This is a genomic window from Streptomyces sp. NPDC002669, assembly GCF_042889165.1.
In the GTDB taxonomy this organism is placed as follows: Bacteria; Actinomycetota; Actinomycetes; order Streptomycetales; family Streptomycetaceae; genus Streptomyces.
In genome coordinates, this window is the sequence record NZ_JBIAQQ010000033.1 from 38,400 (window position 1) to 56,941 (window position 18,542).

An 18,542-nucleotide genomic window follows, 5' to 3' on the forward strand; every position below is an offset into this window, starting at 1 on the left:
CGTGGGCCACCGGGCGGGCGGGCCGGGGATCACCGGACTGTCGGTGCGGGAACGTACCCTGCCCGCCATGAGTGATGACAACGCATCGGTCTTCCCGGAACCCCCGCTCGCGGGCGACGAGGCCGCCACCCTCATCGGTTCGCTGGAACGCCAGCGGGCCACCCTGGCATGGAAGTGCGGAGGGCTGGACGCGGCCGGTCTGCGGGCCACCCTCGGCTCGTCCACGGTCACCCTGGGCGGGCTGCTCAAGCACATGGCCCACGTCGAGGACACGCATTTCGCCCGGCTGCTGCTCGCGCGGAAACCGGGAGCGCCGTGGGACGCCGTGGACTGGGAGGCCCGGCCCGACTGGGACTGGACATCGGCAGCCGATGACACCCCCGAGGAGTTGCTGACGCTCTGGCAGGACGCCGTGGCCCGCTCCCGCGCCCTGGTCGCCGGGGCACTGGCCGACGGCGGCCCGGGAAGCCTGGGCCGGTACACCACGCCCGGCGGCGAATCGCCCAGCGTGCGACGGATCCTGATCGACATGATCGAGGAGTACGCCCGGCACGTCGGCCACGCCGACCTCATCCGGGAGTCGGTGGACGGCCTGGTCGGGGAGGACCCGCCGCGCTGACGACCGCGCCCGACGGTCCGGCGGGCGGCCCGTCCCGCCGGAGCCCGTCACCGACGGGCGCGCCCGAGGGCCCCGCGCACGCCGTACGCCACGGCCCCGGCCACCAGCACCGCGACACCGGGGACGACCGACGCCGACGGCAGCGCGAAGGCGAGCAGCAGACAGCCCGTCAGACCGATGACGGGCACGGCGCGGGGCGGCCGGCCCTCGTCGGGGCCGAGCGTCCAGGCGGCGGCGTTGGCGACGGCGTAGTACACGAGGACGCCGAAGGACGAGAAGCCGATCGCTGCCCGGACGTCCGCGGTGGCGGCGACCACGGCGACCACGGCACCCACGACGAGCTCCGCCCGGTGGGGGACGCCGAAGCGCGGGTGCACCGCGGCCAGGACGTGCGGCAGATGACGGTCACGGGCCATGGCCAGGACGGTGCGTGAAACGCCCAGGACGAGCGCGAGCAGTGAGCCGAGCGCGGCGACGGCCGCACCGGCCCGGACCACGGGCACCAGACCGGGCGCCCCCGCAGCGCGCGCGGCCTCGGCCAGCGGCGCCGGGGAATGGGCGAGGCGGTCGGGGCCCAGGACGGCGAGCAGGGTGACGGCGACGGCCGCGTAGACGAACAGGGCGATGCCCAGTGCGAGGGGGATCGCCCGGGGGATGGTGCGCCGCGGGTCGCGGACCTCCTCCCCGAGCGTGGCGATCCGCGCATAGCCCGCGAACGCGAAGAACAGCAGACCGGCCGCCCGGAGCACACCCCCGGCCGTGGCGTCCGCACCGACGGCCAGGCGCCCGGCGTCCGCGGTGCCGCCGCCGAGCCCGGCGGTGACCACCGCCGCGAGGACGGCGAGGACGAAGGCGACGACCACCCGGGTCAGCCGGGCGGACCTGTGCACACCGACGCAGTTGAGGGCGGTCAGCGCCACCACCGCGGCGACGGCCACCTCGTGCTCCCGGCCGGGCCACACGTAGGAACCGACGACCAGTGACATCGCCGCGCAGGAAGCCGTCTTGCCGACGACGAAGCCCCAACCGGCGAGGTGACCCCAGAAGTCGCCGAGGCGCTCCCTCCCGTACACGTAGGTGCCGCCGGACTCCGGGTGGCGGGCGGCCAGCCGCGCGGAGGACGTCGCGTTGCAGTAGGCCACCACCGCCGCCAGGCCCAGGCCGATCAGCAGACCCGACCCGGCCGCGCCCGCGGCGGGCGCCGGCGCGACGAAGACGCCTGCCCCGATCATCGAGCCCAGGCCGATCACCACGGCGTCGAACACGCCCAGACGGCGCCTCAACCCGCCTGTTCCCGCCGATGCGTTCATCGTTCCACTCCCTGCCGGTCACCCCGTGCGGGAGGTCCGCGGACGGCCGGGGCGCTCGATCCGGGGGCACGGTAGCCGAGCAAGGTGTCCGGCAGGGGGTGCGGTGGGACGGGCAAACCCGGTGGGGGTATCGTCGGGCCCGTACCGCAGGACCCGTACGACCGAGGAGTTCGAGGCAGCCGTGGACCGCGGACCGACACGTGCACCGGGAGCGTCCCGGCTGCTCGTGCTGTGCGCCGTCCTGTGCGGGCTGTTCCTCATGCACGGCGCCCCGGTCGGAGCGGCCGGGGGCTGCCACGACGCGATGACGACGGCCCGGGAGCCGTCCGGCCCGCTGCCCGCCGAGCCCATGGAGACGGCCGGTCACGCAACCGCAGCCATGGAGCCGGCCGGTCATGCCGCCGCGCGGCACGGGGGCGGCACCGTCCGGGCGGCCGGGGACCTGTCCTCGGCGAGCGGTGAGTCGTGCGTGTTCACCCAGACCCGCGACCGGGTGCTGCCGCTGCTCCTCGCGCTGGGCCTGGTGGGCCTGGCGGCCCGGGGCGTCACCGGGCGCCGCGCGGCCGTGCGCGGTCCGGAACGACGGGGGCCGCCGTTCGGCGGCAGGGACCTGCTGCTCCAGGTGTGTGTCGCGCGGACGTGAGGGGCCGCCGGTCCGGGCCCACCGCGGCCGGACCGGTCGGACGGCCCATTCGTTCCGCGTGCCACCGACGTGGCGCGTCCACCTGGAAAGAACCCAGCATGCGCGTTTCCCTGTCCCCCGCTGTCCGTCGCCGTCGCGTACTCGCGACCGCCGGTACCGTCGCCGCCCTCGCCCTGGCGCTCACGGCGTGCGGCTCCTCCGACGACACGAAGTCCGACGGCTCGTCCATGCCCGGCATGAACCACGGATCCGGCAGCGCCTCCGCGCCGGCCGCCGGGGGCGGTGCGTTCAACGACGCGGACGTGAAGTTCGCGCAGGAGATGATCCCGCACCACCAGCAGGCCATCGAGATGGCGAAGCTGGCCGACGGCCGTGCCGCCGACACCGAGATCAAGAAGCTGGCCACCGCGATCGAGAAGGCCCAGGACCCCGAGATCAACACGATGAAGGGCTGGCTGAAGTCGTGGGGCAAGCCGCTGCCGGAAGCCCCGATGGGTGACATGCCCGGAATGGATCACGGCTCGGACGGTGCGGGAATGCCCGGAATGATGTCCGACAAGGACATGGACGACCTGAAGGCGGCCAAGGGCAAGGACTTCGACAAGAAGTTCGCCCAGCTCATGATCGCCCACCATCAGGGCGCGGTCACCATGGCCGAGGACGAGCAGAAGAAGGGCGACAACGCCGAGGCGAAGAAGCTCGCCGAGGCCGTCGTGACGGCCCAGACCGCCGAGATCGAGCAGATGAACAAGATCCTCGAAAGGTTCTGATCCCGAAAGGAGTGCGGCCCCGCCGAGCGGGGCCGCACTCCCCGCGTTCCTCATCCGGGCGAGGAACGCGTGAACTCGCGGGCGTTCTGCCCCGTTTCACTTGCTGGGCAATAGGGGAGTTTCTATACCTTTTGCCCAGCTTTGATGGCATTGGAAATGCACCTTTTGTGATTAAGTGGCGCGTATCACGCCTGCTGCCCGCGATGTCGACCCGCACGGGCCGGTTCCCTTTCCCCGCAAGGGAATTCGGCCGTTCGGTGTGAAGTGCGTTACTGAATTCTCTGCCATTCGATCTTGCGAATGAATTGCGTGCGGAATTCGAGGTCTTGTTCCTTTCGGTGTTTCTCGCCTACGGTCACCGTCAATCCGGACGGAACGCCGAATCCTGCCGCCGTCCGGCAATCCGACTCACTCGTGCACGGCAGGAACGGGGGACCCAGGCAAGCCGCCGGTCCGGTATCCGGAACGGCTCGGGGTGAAGCCGCATACGTGTGCGGCCGGGCATCTCCAGCCCGAACCCGACAGCTCACCTCGTAGGCGACGGAGAGGAATTCACCATGCTCGCAAAGGGCGCGTACCGTCGTCGCAGGCCCGTCCCGCAGGTCCGGGGCCTCATCGCCGTGGGCACGGGCGTGGCCGCCCTCGTGCTCCCGCTCGCCGTCGCCGGAACGGCGTCGGCGACACCGGCGCAGTCCACCGGCGTGGCCGTCGCGCAGTCCGCGACGTACACGAACGACCTGGACGGCTGGATCAAGGAGTCGCTGGCCGTCATGGCCCGGCACGGCATCCCCGGCAGCTACGAGGGCATCCACCGCAACATCATGCGCGAGTCCTCCGGCAACCCCCGGGCCATCAACAACTGGGACTCCAACGCCGCCGCTGGCACACCCTCCAAGGGGCTTCTCCAGATCATCGACCCCACGTTCCGCGCCTACCACGTGCCCGGTACGTCGATGGACAGCTACGACCCGGTCGCCAACATCACGGCGGCGTGCAACTACGCCGCCGCCAGGTACGGCTCCATCGACAACGTCAACGGGGCCTACTGACGTACCGCCCGGTCAGTCCGGCCGCGGGGGCGTCCAGTCGGCGTGCCGCAGGACGGCGCGGACGGTGACCCGCGACGGGGCCAGCCGCAGCGCCGCGTCGCGCAGTGCGACCGCCACCGGATGCGACAGCTGCTGCCCCATCCGGCCGGCCCGACGGGCCGCCCTCGCGACCGACTGGCTGCGGGGGCGGCGCTCGGCGTCGTAACGGCGGAGCGCCGATTCCACGCAGGGCCCGGCGCGGAGCGCGGCGGCCAGCGACACCGCGTCCTCCAGCGCCTGGCAGGCGCCCTGGCCGAGGTTCGGGGTCATCGCGTGGGCGGCGTCGCCGAGGAGGGCGACCCGCCCGACCGCGTAGGAGGGCAGCGGGGTGACCAGCTCGTTGACGTCGTGGTGCAGCACGGCGCCCGGCCGGGTCGCCGCCAGCAGGGCCGGAACGGGGTCGTGCCAGTCGCCGAACCGGCGGCGGACCTCGGCGAGCGGGTCCGGATGACGCACCCCGGCGGGCGAGTTGAACACCGCGTGCCACTCGGCCCGGCCGTCCGCGAACACGATGTGGCCGAACTCGGCCCCCCGGCCCCAGGTCAGCTCGAAGTCGGTGTCCAGCTCCACCGGCGACTCCGTGATGGCGCGCAGCACCGTCGAACCGCTGTGGACCGGACCGGGGTGCTCGGGGAAGAGCTGTGCGCGCAGGCGGCTGTTCACGCCGTCGGCGGCCACGACCAGATCCGCGTCGAGCACGGCATCGCCCGCGGCGAGCCGGACCCGGGAGGCGTCGGAGCGGTCGACCGAGGTCACCTCGGCCCCGGTGACCAGAACCCCGGCGGGCAGCGCCGCGCGCAGCAGCCGGTGCAGCACGGCCCGGGGGATGCCCATGATCGGGGTGCCCAGTTCGCGCTCCAGCGCCGCCCCGTCCATGCGTGCCAGCAGACGTCCGTCCGGGGTGCGGGTGCCGCCGGTGTACTGGGGCCGGGCGGCCGCGCGCACCGCGGCCCCGACCCCGAGGGCGTCCAGTGCGCGGATGCCGTTCGCATGCAGGGAGATGCCCGCGCCCGCGTCGTCCGGTCCGGCGCCGCGTTCGACGACGGTCGTCCTCCAGCCGGCCCGGCGCAGTCCGATCGCGGCGGCCAGCCCGCCGATGCCCCCGCCGACCACCACCGCACTGCCGCCCATGCCGCCCCTCTTCCGCGCCGTACCGCCACGCACTCGGTCTTCTACACCTGTAGAAGGAGAGTGCTACGCCGCCTCTACAGGTGTAGAAAGAGGGGATGAGTACCGATCGACGCACCGTTCTCGCCGACGCGGCCATCGAGGTGCTGGCCGACGAGGGGATGCGCGGACTGACCCACCGGGCCGTGGACCGGGCGGCGGGCCTTCCCCCGGGCACCACCTCGGCCTACTTCCGCACCCGCCGTGCCCTGCTCACCGGCCTCGTCCGGCGGCTCGTCGAACGGGACCAGGCGGAGCTGCGAACGGCGGGGGAGCGGACCCCGGTGCCGCGGACCCCCGGTGAACTCGCGGACGGGCTCGCCGCGTTCGTCGCGGGACGGCTCACCGGGGAGGGGCGGCGACGGTCGCTCGCCCGCTACGCGTGCGCGGTCGAGAGCGTGCGCCATCCGGAACTGCGCGAGATCCTCGTACCGCGCCGGAACGCGGCCCGGGAGATCGTGCGGGAGTTCCTGGACGCACGGGGCGTGGCGGACGCCGAGGGGCGCACCCTCACCCTGCTGGCCTGCGTGGACGGGCTGGTCTTCGACCGGCTGGTGAGCGGCGGCGACGTGCCGGGGGACGAGATCGCGGGACTGGTCGCCGCCGCCCTGCGGGAGCCCGCAGCGGGCGGTGAACCTTCGGCTCCGTAAAACTCCCGGCCCGGGGAACTCCCGGCGAAACCCGGCCCCGTGGAACCCCGGCCCTGCGCGGCGTACGGCGGCCGGGCCGACGTGTCCCGCCAGGAGCGGTCCGGGACGGTGGGCCCGCGGGCAGTCCCGAAAGAGCTATCCGACCGGTCCCGGTTCCCTGCCCGGCGACGCGGGGACGGTCGCCGCGCCGCCCTCCCGGACCGCCCGCACCGCCATCTCGTGGAGGTGCCGGCTGTCCTCCTCCGAACAGCACGGCACGGGGCTGCCCGACATGGTGAACCAGTCGATCGCGCCGGTGTACTGCACGGTGATCTGGGCCGTGTCGTCCGCCCAGGTCGTATGAACGGTCAGATCCCCCGACAGGACACCGACCTCGTCCGTGAGCACGCCACCGTGCCCGGAGAACACACTACGAGTCGTCCACGACGCCCAAGCCATGACTCCAGGCTGGCACCAAGACGGCCGATGCGCGACCCGCGGCCGTCGTGCCCCGCGTTCCCGGCCGCCCCCACGCCTTCCGGCATTCGGATACGGGCGGAACAATCCTCCCGGCACGGCTACGGTTCCCGTACCCGCCGACCCCCGGGAAAAGAAGCGCTGTTAGCGCAAAAACGCCGGATCGATGCTCCACGGCAACGAATTCCGAAGGTGAACAGCTCTTGACCTACGGAACTCGTCGGGATTGCATGTCGCGCTGGGAGCGCCGAAACCACTCATCACGTCCTCGTCTGGAGGCGATACCGCTCCCGCGCTCGAACACCATCACTGTTGATCGGAACCGCACGATGACCGACACGCTCAGCGCTCCCCAGGCGCTCGCCCCAGCGACCGGCCCCACCCCACAGAAGCTCAAGCGTTCCATCGGCGTCGTGGGCGGAACGCTGCTCACGCTCTCCTGCGTGACGCCCGCCTCGACCCTCTTCGTGGTCGTGCCGGACCTGTTCTCCAGTCTCGGCACGTACACCGCCCTCACCATCGCCATCGGCTCGCTGCTCTGCATCGCGGTCGCCTTCTGCTACTCGGAGCTCGGCACCCTCATCCCGAGCGCCGGCGGCGAGTACGCCATGGTGTCGACGATGGCGGGACGGCTGGCGGGGTGGCTGGTCTTCGTGCTCTCGCTGCTGGTCGTGATGATCGTGCCCCCGGTCATCGCCATGGGGACCGCCGACTACCTCGCGCCCGTCGTGCACATCCCCGCCCCCGTCGCGGGCGCCGGGGTCATGCTCCTCGCCACCCTCGCCGGCCTCCTGGACCTGCGTGCCAACGCGTGGATCACCGGCATCTTCCTCGTCCTCGAAGTGATCGCGGCGGCCGTCGTCGCCGTGCTCGGCTTCGCGCACTCCGAGCGCGGCGCCTCCGCGCTGGTGCACGGATCGGTCGCCCAGCCGGACGGCGGCACGTCGAACGTCACGGCCATGATGGTGATCTCCGGACTCGCGATCGCCCTCTTCATCACCCAGGGCTTCTCCACGGCCGTCTACCTCTCCGAGGAGCTGGAGGACCCGCGGCGCAACGTCGCCCGCACCGTGCTCGCCACCCTCGCCATCTCCACGGCCGTCATCCTCGTCCCCGTCATCGCCATCACCCTGGGCGCACCGGACCTGGAGGCGCTGACCTCCGGCGACCTCAACACCATGGTCGCCGCCTGGTCCAACTCCGCCGTCGGCACCTTCGTCAGCCTCTGCGTCGCCCTCGCCATCATCAACGCGGGCATCGTGATGGTCATCCAGAACTCGCGGGTGCTGTTCGCCTCCGCCCGCGACAAGGCATGGCCCGCGCCGGTCAACCGGGCCCTGTCCCGGCTCGGCCGGTTCGGCTCCCCCTGGGTCGCGACCCTGATCGTCGGCGTGCCCGGCGCCGCCCTGTGCTTCGTCAACCTGGACACCCTGTACGGCGTCACCGGCGTCTCCGTCACCGCCATGTACCTGCTGGTCGCCGTCGCGGCCCTGCTCTGCCGCCGGGGCGCGCACCGCGAGGCACCGGCCTGGCGCATGCCGCTGTGGCCCGCGGTCCCCGTGCTGCTGATCGTCGTGCTCGCGTACATCCTGACCCAGCAGGAGACCGAGTACCTGCTGTGGACCGGCGGCATCACCGCGGTCGCCACGCTCTACTGGGCGTTCTACCTGCGGCCCCGCAAGGAGACCCACTGGACGGTCAGCATCCCGGAGGACGCGCGGGTCTGACCCTCCCCGGACGCGTTCTGTGCGGTGCCCGGCCGTCGGCGAGGAGTTCCCGCCGACGGGCGGGCATCCCCCCGATGCCCGCACAGTGGGGAGAGGACGTCGTCGGAACACGGGAGGCGTGGCGGGATGAGTGTCGAGCGGGTCGGAGTCGTCGTTCACCAGGGCCGTCCCGAAGCCGTCGTCGCATCGGAAGTCGTACGCGACTGGTGCGCCCGCGAGGGCGTCCCGTGCACGGACATCGACGTGTGGCGCGACGACACGCGCAGACGCGGCGGACGCGAGGAGGCCGAGGTCGCGGGCAACCCCGATCTCGTCGTGACGCTCGGCGGCGACGGGACGTTCCTGCGCGGCGCCAGGATCGCCGCCAAGAACGGCGGTGCCGTCCTCGGGATCGACCTGGGCCGGGTCGGCTTCCTCACCGAGGTGCCCGCCGGGGAGGTCGTCCGGGCGCTCGACGCCGTCCACCGCGACCGGGCGGAGATCGAGCAGCGCATGACCCTGACCATGCGGGCCTCCCGGGTGCTCGAAGTGCCCCCGGACGTCGATGCCCTGATGGCCTACGGACAGCGCCCCGTGCTGCCGCCTCCGCAGATCGCTCCCGTCGAGGAGGCCACGGCGGAGGGCTGGGGCGTGGCACTGGACGTCACCGCGCTCAACGACGTCGTCGTGGAGAAGCTCGCACGCGACCGGCAGGTGAGCCTCGGCGTCTACATCGGCGGCCGGCTCCTCGCCTCGTACTCCGCCGACGCGGTCATCATGGCCACCCCCACCGGCTCGACCGCGTACAGCTTCGCCGCGGGCGGCCCGGTGGTCTCGCCGCGCATGGACGCCGTCCTCTTCACTCCCGTGGCGGCACACATGACCTTCGACCGCACCGTGGTCGCCGCGGCCGACGAACCGGTCGCCGTACGGGTCCTGCCCCACTCGGGACAGGCCGCGGTGACCATCGACGGCCAGCTGCGCGGCGTACTGGTCGCCGGGGACTGGCTCGGCGTGTACGCGGCACCGCGCCGCCTGCGAGTCGTCAGGCTCGGCCCGAACGACTTCTACGGACGGCTGCGTGCCCGCCTGCGCCTCACCGACGCCCCGGCCACGGCCGCCGACGGCGAGAGCGCACCGCTCTTCCGCCCCGACGGACCGGTCCCGCACGACCTGGCCCAGCTCCATCTCTCCCCGGCGGCCAGGGACTGAGGACCGCCCGGCGAACCGGGCCCGCGAGGCCGAAACCGCCGTACGACGAAGCCGTACGACCAAGGAGTTCTCATGCCCGACAGCACCGATCCCTCCGCCTTCACCGCCGTGCCGGTTCCCGACACCGCACTGGCCTCGGCCGCGACCCAGCTGGTGCGCGACACGACCGACGACCTGATCTACCACCACTCCCGCCGCGTCTACTTCTTCGGCGGACTGCGGGGCCGCCGGGGCGGGCTGAGCTTCGACCCGGAGCTGCTCTACGTCGCGGCCATGTTCCACGACCTCGGCCTCGGCGAGGAGTTCCGCGACAGCGGGCGACGGTTCGAGGTGGACGGCGCCGACGAGGCGCGACGGTTCCTGCAGGGGCACGGGGTGCCCGAGGACAGCGTCCGGCGCGTCTGGACGGCCATCGCGCTCCACACGACACCGGGCATTCCGTCGTTCATGGAACCCGAGGTGGCGCTGGTGACGGCCGGTGTGGAGTACGACGTGCTGGGCATCGGGTACGACGACCTCGACGAGGCGGACCGGGCCGCGATCGTCGCACTCCACCCCCGGCCCGACTTCAAACGGCGCATCCTCAGGGCCTTCACCGAGGGAATCGAAGGCAAGCCGGATACCACGTTCGGCAATGTGAAGGCCGATGTCCTGGAGCGGTACACACCCGGGTTCGAACGCGGCAACTTCGTGGACACCATCCTGCATTCCGCCTGGCCGGAGTGACCGGGACGGGCGGACCGCGCGACCCGGACGAGGCCGACACCCGTCGTTATAGTTGGCGCCTACAGGAAAGCGACGGACGGCGCGGAGGAACGGCCGTGCGGGGCCGGTGAGTTCGGCCCCCACCACGCCGCGTTCCCCGCCACCCACGGAAGGGTCACGCGATGCCGGCCGTCCTCGTCCTGCTGCTCTCCGGCACCTGGCTGCTCTCCGGCGCCCTGGTCACCGGGACCGATCCGCTGATCGTCGCCGTGGGCCGGACCGCCGTGTGCTGCGCGGTCCTCACCGCCGTCGCCGCCGCCACCGCGGACGGCCGGGCCGACCTGCGCAGGGCCGCCGCCCGGCCGGGCACCGTCTGGCTGCTGGGCCTGCTCGGATTCGCCGGGTACGCGGCAGGGACCCTCCTCGCCATCCCGCGCATCGGTACCTCGCTCACCAACCTCGTCGTCGCGCTGATGCCGTGCGCCTCGGTGGCGGTCGGCGCACTGTTCTTCGCCGAACGGTCCGGGCCGCGCAAGGCGGCGGGGGCGGTGCTGGCCTGCGCGGCGGCGGCCGGGTACGCGGCGCTCGGCGCGGACGCGGGCGACGTGGACGGGGCGGGGCTGCTGCTCGTGGCGGCGGCGACCGCGGCCTTCGCCGTGTACGGCTTCCTGTACAAGGAACGGCTGTCGGGGCTGCCGCCGCTCGCCGTGCTGCCCGTGCTGCTCGCGGCCGCCACCTGTCTGCTGCTCCCGATGGCCCTGCCCGCGCTGATCGCCCGCCCCCCGACACCCGCCGCGACCGGCGGCATCGTCGTGCTGGGCGCGGCCGTCTACGCGCCCGCCTACCTCGTGCAGCACCGGCTCATCCTGCTCCGCGGACCGGTCTTCACGGCCGCCGTGCAGCTGGCCGTCCCCTTCACCGTGCGACTGGGCGACTGGGCGCTGGGCACCGCGCCCGCCCCCTCGCCCGCCGAGCTGCTGCTCCTGGCGGTGTGCTGCGGCGGGATCGCGCTCGTCACCCTCGGACCGCAGTCCCGGCTCGCCGCCGCCGAATGACCACAGGAGCCGGGCCCTGCTCGGGCCCCGGGCCGCTGCCCGGCCGTCGCCGCGCCGCCCGGCGCGGCCAATCCCATGTCGATGGTGGTGAGATGGCGGGTGTGCCGGTCGCTGATCACCTGCTCCCCGTTGTCCACGCCGACCAGCGCGACCTCGTCCGGGATCCGCCTGCCCGACTCCAGCAGGGCCGGTTCCGCGCCGAGCGCGCTCTGGTCGTTGCCGCGGAAGAGGGCGCCGCACCGGGTGCCGGAATCGATCAGGCGGCAGCCTTCCGGGTACGGCTCCAGTCACCCCGGAGGGTGTCGGCCGCGGGAGCCGGCCCGGCCTCGGCGAGCGAGGCCAACGGCCCCTCCTCGCGCCCCGTGGCGGCGGTGTCGGCCGCCCGTGCCCTGGAGCGTCCGCGACCGGCGCGGCCGGCCGGGAAGCGGGACGACGGGCGAGCACCGGGCACGCGGCGATGCCCGGTACTGCCCGTCGGCCCGAACGTCCGCACCCCGTACGTCGGCGATCCTCTGTCCGGGGCGGGCCCGCCCCGGACAGAGGATCGCGCGAGTGTGGACCGGGCTCAGAAGGTGACGTCGGAGCAGGCGTAGAACGCGTTGCCGGTGTCGGCGATCGTCCAGACGCCGAGGATCAGGTGCTTGCCCGACTTCTGCGGCAGGACCCCGGCATGGGTCACGGTGGACGTCGGCAGCCGGCCGCCGAAGGGCACCGTCAGGAACGGCTGGGGGTCCAGGTCGGCCCGGGTGAGGGGCTTGGTGGGGTCGTAGCCGTCCTTGGTGATGTAGTACCGGAAGTCGGTCGTGGCGTGCCGGGCCGAGATGCGCCAGCGGAAGGTGTAGCTCTGCCCGGCGGTGACCTGGGTGGCGGGCCAGTTGCCGCCGCGCGGGTCGTCGAGCTCGGAGAACCGGCCGATGCCGCCGGCGCAGATGGTGCCGTCGACCGGGCCGCGGGCGGGGAAGCCCTTCGGACCCTCGACGCTCGGCGGCTCCCACTGGATCTGGCCGCAGTTGCGCACGGTGCCGTTGCCGCACAGCTGCTGACGGCTGATGGGGGCGTCGGTGTAGCCGTGGCTCTGCGCGCTGCCGGTGGTGACGAGGAGGGAGGCCCCGGTGATCCCGAGACCGAGTACTAACGAGGCGATCCTTCTGCGCATGCTTCGCTCCTGGGGAGGTGTGGGCGCTGAGAGGCGAGTGGGGGACACACTTCCACTCCACTAGGTCTAGACCAACTTCGAGACTAGTCAGGGGGAATGGTCATGTCCATACCAGTCATGCGTCGTCGTGCGACCCGCCGGTAACCGCCCCGGCCGGACCGGAGGGGCGCCACCGGCGCGGTGTGCCGGTCGGCGGAGTGGGCGTACGCTGACAAAAACGCCTGCACACCGCGAGTGAGCGATGGAGGCGGCCATGACCGACCCGCACGGTTTCCTCGAATTCCCCCGCCGGCCCGTCCCGGCACGGCCGGTCCGAGAACGGCTGGGCGACTGGAACGAGGTCCACGCGGGACAGGCGCTCCTCCCTCTCGTCCGGGAGCAGGCCGGACGCTGCATGGACTGCGGCATACCGTTCTGCCACCACGGCTGCCCCCTGGGAAACCTCATCCCCGAGTGGAACGCGTACACGAGACGGGAGGACTGGCGGGCGGCCGCCGAGCGGCTGCACGCGACGAACAACTTCCCGGAGTTCACGGGACGGCTCTGCCCCGCACCGTGCGAGGACGCCTGTGTGCTCACCATCGACGCGGCCCCGGTGACCATCAAGAACGTCGAGCAGGCGATAGCCGACCAGATCTGGGAACGCGGATACGCCGCGCCGTGCCCGCCCGCCCGGCTCAGCGGAAGGACCGTCGCCGTCGTCGGCTCCGGCCCCGCCGGTCTGGCCGCGGCGCAACAGCTCACCCGCACCGGCCACACCGTCACCGTCTACGAGCGCGCCGACCGCGTCGGCGGGCTGCTGCGCTACGGCATCCCCGCCTTCAAGATGGAAAAGCACCGCCTGGACCGGCGCATCGGGCAGATGCGGGCCGAGGGCACCGAATTCCGTACGGGGGTGGAGATAGGCGTCGACCTCGACGCCGCCGCACTCGCCGCACGGCACGACGCGCTCGTCGTCGCCGTGGGCGCGGGGGAGCGGCGGGAACTGCCCGTCCCGGGGCGCGAACTGGGCGGCGTCCACCAGGCGATGGACTATCTGACCCTGGCCAACCGGATCGCCGAGGGCGACCACCCCTCGCCGGGCGTCACCGCCGAGGGCAGACACGTGGTCATCATCGGCGGCGGGGACACCGGCTCGGACTGCATGGGCACCGCCCTGCGCCAAGGGGCCGCGTCCGTGGTGCAGTTGGACATCAACCCGGAGCCGGGGGAGAACCGGCGGGACACCGAGCCCTGGCCCGTGCGCCCGAAGGTCTACCGGGTGTCCCACGCCCACGAGGAGGCCCGGGGACGGGACGGTGCGGACCCCCGGGTCTTCTCCTCGGCCACCCTCGGCTTCGAGGGGGACCGGACCGGCCGGGTGTGCGCGCTGCGCCTGGCGGAGGTGGAGCGAGGAACCAGGAGACCACTTCCGGGTACCGAATGCGGCATCCCGGCGGACCTGGTCCTGCTCGCCCTCGGCTTCCACGGCCCCGAACGCGGCACGGGACTGATGCGGCAGCTCGGCCTCACCCTGGACGACCGGGGCAACTTCGCCCGGGACGCGGGCTTCGCGGCCGGGCCGACGACGACGCCCGGCGCCGTGGCGGACGGGGTCTTCATCGCCGGGGACGCGGGGCGCGGTCAGTCCCTCGTGGTGTGGGCCATCGCGGAGGGACGGTCCGCCGCTGCCGCCGCGGACCGCTATCTGAGCGGCTCCACGGTGCTGCCGGCGCCCATCGCCCCGGCGGACCGGCCCCTGACCGCCTGACTGTGCGAACGGTCGGGTGGCCGGTGGCTCAGGCCGTCGGGGCGCCCGCCACGCGGCGCTCGCCGCCGTTGCGTTCCTGCCACGCCCGGTAGACGTCGACCGCGGCCTCGTGCGGCTCGTGGCGCATCGGGAGGCGCCGCTCGTCCCAGTTCTTGGCGAACTCTTCGTAGAAGTTGTCGAGTTCGAAATACTTGCGGTCGTCCACGTAGTGGGGCTCGTACTCCTCGCGGGTGGTGAGGAAGACGACCTCGTCGGGCGAGCAGTAGTAGAGGGAACCGAGGCACATCGGGCAGGGATGGGCCAGTACGTAGATGGTGGTGCCGGTCAGGTGCTCGGTGCCCAGTTTCCGGCACGCCTCGCGGATGGCGAGGATCTCGGCGTGCGCGGTCGGATCGCCGCTCTGGGCGACCTTGTTCGCCGACTCGGCCAGGACCCTGCCGTCCTTGACGATGACGGTCGCGAACGGCCGGCCGCCCTCGTCGACGTTGCGCCGGGCGAGACCGATGGTGCGCTGTGCGAAGTCCACGGGATTTCCTTCCGGGAGAACGGGCGCGAAGGCGCCCGGTGAGGGCGGGGCGGCCCGGCGACGTCGTCGGCGCGGACCGCCCCGTTGTCTGTCGGACGGGCCGGATCAGAAGGGCCTGGTCGGCAGGTACTTGCCGTCCAGGGTGATCACCGCGCGCTCGCCGCCCTCGGGGTCGGCGACCTTCTTGACGTCCAGCTTGAAATTGATCGCGCTGATGATGCCGTCCCCGAACTGCTCGTGGACCAGGGCCTTCAGCGTGGTGCCGTAGACCTGGAGCATCTCGTAGAAGCGGTAGATCGTCGGGTCGGTGGGGATGCCGCCGGGGATGGAGCCACGGGTCGGGATGGTCTGCAGCAGCGCCGCGTCGTCCTCGTCCAGACCCAGCAGCTCGGCGACGGCCACGGCCGATGCCTCGGGGAGCGCGTGCTGACCGAGCACGGCGGCGGTGACGAAGGCGACCGACAGTTCCGCGGCGTCGGCGATCTGCTGCCACGACACGTCCTTGCGCGTCTTGGCCGCGACGGCCTTGGCGGCGAGGTCCTGGCGGGCGGTGGCGTCGAACTGTGCGTGCACCATGGGAGGGTTTTCCTTTCGGGGTGTGCCGTTCGCCGGAACGGGACGGAACGGCGGGTTCGGGGGTGCGGCTCCATGACGGGAGCCGTGTGCGGGGGCGGGGTCAGGCCGTGAGGGCCGCGGGCCGGCCGACGGTGCCGAGCCGGTCGACGGTGCCGGTGGCGATGTCGTAGACCCAGCCGTGCAGGGTGAGCGAGCCGGAGGCCGTGGCACGCGCCACCGAGGGGTGGGTGGACAGGTTCGCCAGCTGGCTGAGCACGTTCTCGCGCACCAGCGCCGCCACCTTCGCGGCCCCCGACTCGACGGCGGTGGTGCGGGCCACGGAGGCGTCCGCGTGACGCAGCCAGCCGGCGATCGCGGGTGCGTCGCTGAGGTCGTGGCGCTCGGCCAGGGCGGTCATCGCTCCGCAGGCGGAGTGCCCGCACACCACGATGTCCGTGACGCCGAGGACGGCGATTGCGTACTCGATGCTGGCCGCCACACCGTCCGGTCCGGGAGTGTGGGCGGGGACGAGGTTGCCCGCCGTGCGGATGACGAACAGCTCTCCCGGTTCGCTCTGCGTGATCAGCTCCGGCACCACACGGGCATCGGAGCAGCCGATGAACAGCGTCGTGGGCCGATGGGTGCCGGCCAGGCGGGCGAAGAGCTCCGCCTTGGCCGGGAAGACATCCTGCTGGAAACGCGCGATGCCCTCGCTCAGATCGTGCATGGTCACTCCCTTCGGAATCTGCCGGCCGGTGAGGCTGACGAGATCCACCATGCACGACCTGCACCTATAGCGTCCAAGACGCAATAACCATGAATGCTATCGATGACATCTATAGTTCTGCCATGGCTCCGGAACTCCGTCACCTGCGCTACCTGCTCGCCGTCGCCGAACACGCCAACTTCACCCGTGCCGCGGAGGACCTGCGCATCTCCCAGCCGACCCTCTCCCAGCAGATCAAGCAACTGGAGCGCGCCGTCGGCGTACAGCTGCTCGACCGCACGGGCCGCACCGTACGGCTCACCGACGCGGGCGAGACCTATGTGCACTACGCGCGCCGCGCGCTGCGTGACCTGGCGGCCGCCGAGCGCGCCGTGATGGACGTGGCCGACCTGTCCCGGGGGCATCTGCGGCTGGCGGTGACCCCCACCTTCACCGCCTACCTCGTCGGCCCGCTCACCGCGGAACTCCACGCCAGGCACCCCGGCATCACCCTGACCCTCCGGGAGATGACCCAGGACCACATCGAGGCCGGGCTGCTGGCCGACGAGACGGATCTCGGGATCGCCTTCCACGGGCCGCATCTGCCCGGCATCGGCGCCGCGGAGCTGTTCACCGAGACCCTCGGCCTCGTCACCGGGCTTCCCCACGCCGGTGACCGTGACCGGCCGCTGCCGGTCCGGGAGCTCGCGGAACACCGGCTCGCGCTCCTCAGCGGCGACTTCGCCACCCGCGGCCACATCGACGCCTACTTCTCGGCCCACGGGATCGAGCCGCGGATCGTGGTGGAGGCCAACTCCGTCCAGGCCCTGACCGAGATCGTCGAACGCACCCCGCTGGTCACCGTCCTGCCCGACGCCATCACCCACGACAACCCCCGGCTCGTCCCCGTTCCGCTCGACCCCGCCCTGCCCGCCCGCACGGTCACCCTCCTGCGGCGCGAAGGTGCCTACCGGAGCGCCGCCGCCCGGGCCTTCACCCGCCTCGCGCGCGACCTCGTGCGCGCCCGCGGCTACGCCTCGGCCTGACGCGGTGCCGTGTGCGCCCCGGCCCGACGCGGGCGCCGCCCCGGCAGGGTCGAGGGAATTCGGAAGCCGAAAAGAAAAAGCAGATCAGTATTATTAACGATAATATTCGTGACGAATTCTATGGTTTACGATTCACTGGTCGACCCCGCTCCGTTCGCGGGGAATCGAATGGATTGATGATTCTTGCCGCGGGTGCTTCGGGGTGTCGGCGGGAGGCTTGAATTCGACGGTTGAGGTCGGCGATCGGGGAAAAATTAGTAGGGCGGGTTCGCCCGGCGGTCGCACTCGGGTCCACGGGCTCGTGGGGCGGCTCGCGCCATCCGAGCGGACCAGGATTCATCCGTGTGCGACAGGCGGCGGCCGACGCGCTGTTCCGGCATGCCCCGGGGCGGCGAAGGCCGCCTCCTTCCCGGTCCGCGCCCTTCTGTGCTGGTTCCTTTCGTAAAGGTGCTGTGAGTGGAAAATCGTGAGCCGCTGCCCGGCGGTGAACCGGAATCGGATTCCGGTGCCGCCCTCGGGGCAGGGGGACCCCCGTCGCCGGCGTGCGCGGTCCTGCGCGTGTCGGGATACCCGCTCCTGCTGGTGGGGGCGGTCTCGGTGGCCGCCACGGCGCTGTGTCTCGACTGGGATCCCGATCGGGTGAGTCCGCTCTTCCTGCTCGGCGTCATCGGGTATCTCACCGTTCTCGAACGCCTGATTCCGTACCGGCGCGCCTGGCATCCCAGCCCCAGGGAGTGGCGTTGGTACGGCATCTATTTCGTACTGACGATGGTGGCCAGTGCCTTCGCGCAATATCTGGTCTCCACGATGATTTCCCTTATATCCCCGGACGAGCCGAGGTTCAATCTCTGGGTGGAGATTCCCGGAGCGCTGTTGACCGGTTCACTCGCCAGTTATCTGGTGCACCGGCTCGGTCACACGAATGCGATACTGTGGCGATTCCACGGTGTGCATCACGTGCCGGAAAAAGTTAACGTCGCCAATAACGGCGTCAACCATGTTCTTGATATCGTCCTCGCCCAGGGGTTTGTCCAGATGGCCCTGGCGCTGGTCGGTTTCTCCCGTGAATCCGTATTCGTCGTCGGGCTTTTCGTGGCCGCTCAGGGATATTTCGTCCACGCGAACATCGACGTACGCATCGGTCGGCTCAACCACGTTTTCGCCAGCCCCGAGCAGCACCGGTTGCACCACAGCACCGACCTGTCCGAGGCAGGCCACTACGGTTCCGATCTGTCGATCTGGGACCACGCCTTCGACAGCTACACCTGGCGGCCCGGCCGTGAACCGGTCGCCGTCGGACTCGGCGACCCAGCAACCTTCCCCCGTACCGGGGAGATCGTCGCCAGCCTTCTCCATCCCCTGCGCCGTGTGAAGAGGGGCGGGGCCGGTTCTTCCTGAACCACCCCTTCCCACGGGAAACCG

19 protein-coding genes, 1 pseudogene and 1 riboswitch are annotated in these 18,542 nt (G+C 71.9%); of the genes and pseudogenes, 12 read left to right on the forward strand and 8 right to left on the reverse strand.

Annotated features, from left to right (window positions below; all coding sequences use genetic code 11):
• Positions 1–67 precede the first annotated feature (67 nt).
• On the forward strand, positions 68–619 hold the full coding sequence (locus ACFYW1_RS33850; protein ID WP_389002086.1) for a DinB family protein: 552 nt from the start codon (positions 68–70) through the stop codon (positions 617–619).
• Between the two features lie 47 nt (positions 620–666).
• Here the strand turns inward: ACFYW1_RS33850 and ACFYW1_RS33855 are convergent, their stop codons facing one another.
• Positions 667–1,929, reverse strand: a complete 1,263-nt coding sequence (locus ACFYW1_RS33855) for an APC family permease (protein ID WP_389002089.1) — start codon at positions 1,927–1,929, stop codon at positions 667–669.
• Between the two features lie 121 nt (positions 1,930–2,050).
• Here ACFYW1_RS33855 and ACFYW1_RS33860 point away from each other — a divergent pair, with 121 nt between their 5' ends.
• From ACFYW1_RS33860 to ACFYW1_RS33870, 3 genes are all read left to right on the forward strand, one after another.
• A complete protein-coding gene (locus ACFYW1_RS33860; RefSeq protein WP_389002092.1) occupies positions 2,051–2,572 on the forward strand; it encodes a hypothetical protein in 522 nt (173 codons plus the stop codon).
• Between the two features lie 98 nt (positions 2,573–2,670).
• The gene (locus ACFYW1_RS33865; RefSeq protein WP_389002095.1) at positions 2,671–3,342 is read left to right on the forward strand and encodes a DUF305 domain-containing protein; all 672 of its coding nucleotides are present in this window, start codon (positions 2,671–2,673) and stop codon (positions 3,340–3,342) included.
• A gap of 366 nt (positions 3,343–3,708) precedes the next feature.
• Positions 3,709–3,895, forward strand: a riboswitch (cyclic di-AMP (ydaO/yuaA leader).
• Positions 3,896–3,899: 4 nt separating this feature from the next.
• Positions 3,900–4,391, forward strand: coding sequence for a transglycosylase SLT domain-containing protein (locus ACFYW1_RS33870; RefSeq protein WP_389002098.1), 492 nt, complete (start codon positions 3,900–3,902; stop codon positions 4,389–4,391).
• A 12-nt stretch (positions 4,392–4,403) separates the two neighbouring features.
• Here ACFYW1_RS33870 and ACFYW1_RS33875 read toward each other — a convergent pair whose 3' ends face one another.
• Positions 4,404–5,561 (reverse strand): FAD-dependent monooxygenase, encoded by a 1,158-nt coding sequence (locus ACFYW1_RS33875; protein WP_389002101.1) that lies wholly within the window; start codon positions 5,559–5,561, stop codon positions 4,404–4,406.
• Positions 5,562–5,656: 95 nt separating this feature from the next.
• Between ACFYW1_RS33875 and ACFYW1_RS33880 the strand changes: the two genes are divergently transcribed.
• Positions 5,657–6,247, forward strand: coding sequence for a TetR/AcrR family transcriptional regulator (locus ACFYW1_RS33880; protein WP_389002104.1), 591 nt, complete (start codon positions 5,657–5,659; stop codon positions 6,245–6,247).
• A 135-nt stretch (positions 6,248–6,382) separates the two neighbouring features.
• Here ACFYW1_RS33880 and ACFYW1_RS33885 read toward each other — a convergent pair whose 3' ends face one another.
• Entirely contained in the window at positions 6,383–6,685 is a 303-nt protein-coding gene (locus ACFYW1_RS33885; protein WP_389002107.1) for a hypothetical protein, read from the reverse strand.
• A 347-nt stretch (positions 6,686–7,032) separates the two neighbouring features.
• Here ACFYW1_RS33885 and ACFYW1_RS33890 point away from each other — a divergent pair, with 347 nt between their 5' ends.
• The 4 genes from ACFYW1_RS33890 to ACFYW1_RS33905 all read left to right on the forward strand — a co-directional run bounded on the left by ACFYW1_RS33890 (position 7,033) and on the right by ACFYW1_RS33905 (position 11,381).
• Entirely contained in the window at positions 7,033–8,430 is a 1,398-nt protein-coding gene (locus tag ACFYW1_RS33890; RefSeq protein WP_389002110.1) for an APC family permease, read from the forward strand.
• Positions 8,431–8,556: 126 nt separating this feature from the next.
• Positions 8,557–9,621: an NAD(+)/NADH kinase gene (locus ACFYW1_RS33895; protein ID WP_389002113.1), complete on the forward strand. Its 1,065-nt coding sequence runs from the start codon at positions 8,557–8,559 to the stop codon at positions 9,619–9,621.
• Between the two features lie 72 nt (positions 9,622–9,693).
• The gene (locus ACFYW1_RS33900) at positions 9,694–10,347 is read left to right on the forward strand and encodes an HD domain-containing protein (RefSeq protein ID WP_389002116.1); all 654 of its coding nucleotides are present in this window, start codon (positions 9,694–9,696) and stop codon (positions 10,345–10,347) included.
• A 161-nt stretch (positions 10,348–10,508) separates the two neighbouring features.
• Positions 10,509–11,381 carry an EamA family transporter gene (locus ACFYW1_RS33905; protein WP_389002119.1) on the forward strand — a complete coding sequence of 291 codons (873 nt, stop codon included), beginning with the start codon at positions 10,509–10,511 and terminating at the stop codon, positions 11,379–11,381.
• 68 nt (positions 11,382–11,449) lie between these two features.
• On the opposite strand, the pseudogene ACFYW1_RS33910 reads toward ACFYW1_RS33905, so the two are convergent.
• Positions 11,450–11,668: pseudogene (locus tag ACFYW1_RS33910) on the reverse strand (substrate-binding domain-containing protein); the annotation flags it as partial.
• 278 nt (positions 11,669–11,946) lie between these two features.
• Positions 11,947–12,537 carry a lytic polysaccharide monooxygenase gene (locus tag ACFYW1_RS33915; RefSeq protein ID WP_389002122.1) on the reverse strand — a complete coding sequence of 197 codons (591 nt, stop codon included), beginning with the start codon at positions 12,535–12,537 and terminating at the stop codon, positions 11,947–11,949.
• A gap of 253 nt (positions 12,538–12,790) precedes the next feature.
• Between ACFYW1_RS33915 and ACFYW1_RS33920 the strand changes: the two genes are divergently transcribed.
• On the forward strand, positions 12,791–14,287 hold the full coding sequence (locus ACFYW1_RS33920) for a glutamate synthase subunit beta (protein WP_389002125.1): 1,497 nt from the start codon (positions 12,791–12,793) through the stop codon (positions 14,285–14,287).
• 28 nt (positions 14,288–14,315) lie between these two features.
• On the opposite strand, the gene ACFYW1_RS33925 is transcribed toward ACFYW1_RS33920, so the two are convergent.
• From ACFYW1_RS33925 to ACFYW1_RS33935, 3 genes are all read right to left on the reverse strand, one after another.
• Complete coding sequence (locus tag ACFYW1_RS33925; RefSeq protein WP_389002128.1) at positions 14,316–14,813, reverse strand: nucleoside deaminase; 498 nt, start codon at positions 14,811–14,813, stop codon at positions 14,316–14,318.
• A gap of 105 nt (positions 14,814–14,918) precedes the next feature.
• Positions 14,919–15,389 carry a cyanase gene (gene cynS, locus ACFYW1_RS33930; RefSeq protein ID WP_389002131.1) on the reverse strand — a complete coding sequence of 157 codons (471 nt, stop codon included), beginning with the start codon at positions 15,387–15,389 and terminating at the stop codon, positions 14,919–14,921.
• A gap of 100 nt (positions 15,390–15,489) precedes the next feature.
• Positions 15,490–16,095: a carbonic anhydrase gene (locus tag ACFYW1_RS33935; RefSeq protein WP_389002134.1), complete on the reverse strand. Its 606-nt coding sequence runs from the start codon at positions 16,093–16,095 to the stop codon at positions 15,490–15,492.
• A 122-nt stretch (positions 16,096–16,217) separates the two neighbouring features.
• On the opposite strand from ACFYW1_RS33935, the gene cynR reads away from it, so the two are divergent.
• On the forward strand, positions 16,218–17,120 hold the full coding sequence (gene cynR / locus ACFYW1_RS33940) for a transcriptional regulator CynR (RefSeq protein ID WP_389002137.1): 903 nt from the start codon (positions 16,218–16,220) through the stop codon (positions 17,118–17,120).
• A gap of 456 nt (positions 17,121–17,576) precedes the next feature.
• On the forward strand, positions 17,577–18,518 hold the full coding sequence (locus ACFYW1_RS33945; protein ID WP_389002140.1) for a sterol desaturase family protein: 942 nt from the start codon (positions 17,577–17,579) through the stop codon (positions 18,516–18,518).
• Positions 18,519–18,542: the final 24 nt, after the last annotated feature.

Coding starts and splice junctions, on each gene's coding strand:
- cynR (WP_389002137.1), top strand. CDS start 16,218: ATGGCTCCGGAACTCCGTCACCTGCGCTACCTGCTCGCCGTCGCCGAA.
- ACFYW1_RS33900 (WP_389002116.1), top strand. CDS start 9,694: ATGCCCGACAGCACCGATCCCTCCGCCTTCACCGCCGTGCCGGTTCCC.
- ACFYW1_RS33895 (WP_389002113.1), top strand. CDS start 8,557: ATGAGTGTCGAGCGGGTCGGAGTCGTCGTTCACCAGGGCCGTCCCGAA.
- ACFYW1_RS33920 (WP_389002125.1), top strand. CDS start 12,791: ATGACCGACCCGCACGGTTTCCTCGAATTCCCCCGCCGGCCCGTCCCG.
- cynS (WP_389002131.1), bottom strand. CDS start 15,389: ATGGTGCACGCACAGTTCGACGCCACCGCCCGCCAGGACCTCGCCGCC.
- ACFYW1_RS33935 (WP_389002134.1), bottom strand. CDS start 16,095: ATGCACGATCTGAGCGAGGGCATCGCGCGTTTCCAGCAGGATGTCTTC.
- ACFYW1_RS33875 (WP_389002101.1), bottom strand. CDS start 5,561: ATGGGCGGCAGTGCGGTGGTGGTCGGCGGGGGCATCGGCGGGCTGGCC.
- ACFYW1_RS33890 (WP_389002110.1), top strand. CDS start 7,033: ATGACCGACACGCTCAGCGCTCCCCAGGCGCTCGCCCCAGCGACCGGC.
- ACFYW1_RS33915 (WP_389002122.1), bottom strand. CDS start 12,537: ATGCGCAGAAGGATCGCCTCGTTAGTACTCGGTCTCGGGATCACCGGG.
- ACFYW1_RS33885 (WP_389002107.1), bottom strand. CDS start 6,685: ATGGCTTGGGCGTCGTGGACGACTCGTAGTGTGTTCTCCGGGCACGGT.
- ACFYW1_RS33870 (WP_389002098.1), top strand. CDS start 3,900: ATGCTCGCAAAGGGCGCGTACCGTCGTCGCAGGCCCGTCCCGCAGGTC.
- ACFYW1_RS33880 (WP_389002104.1), top strand. CDS start 5,657: ATGAGTACCGATCGACGCACCGTTCTCGCCGACGCGGCCATCGAGGTG.
- ACFYW1_RS33850 (WP_389002086.1), top strand. CDS start 68: ATGAGTGATGACAACGCATCGGTCTTCCCGGAACCCCCGCTCGCGGGC.
- ACFYW1_RS33855 (WP_389002089.1), bottom strand. CDS start 1,929: ATGAACGCATCGGCGGGAACAGGCGGGTTGAGGCGCCGTCTGGGCGTG.
- ACFYW1_RS33905 (WP_389002119.1), top strand. CDS start 10,509: ATGCCGGCCGTCCTCGTCCTGCTGCTCTCCGGCACCTGGCTGCTCTCC.
- ACFYW1_RS33865 (WP_389002095.1), top strand. CDS start 2,671: ATGCGCGTTTCCCTGTCCCCCGCTGTCCGTCGCCGTCGCGTACTCGCG.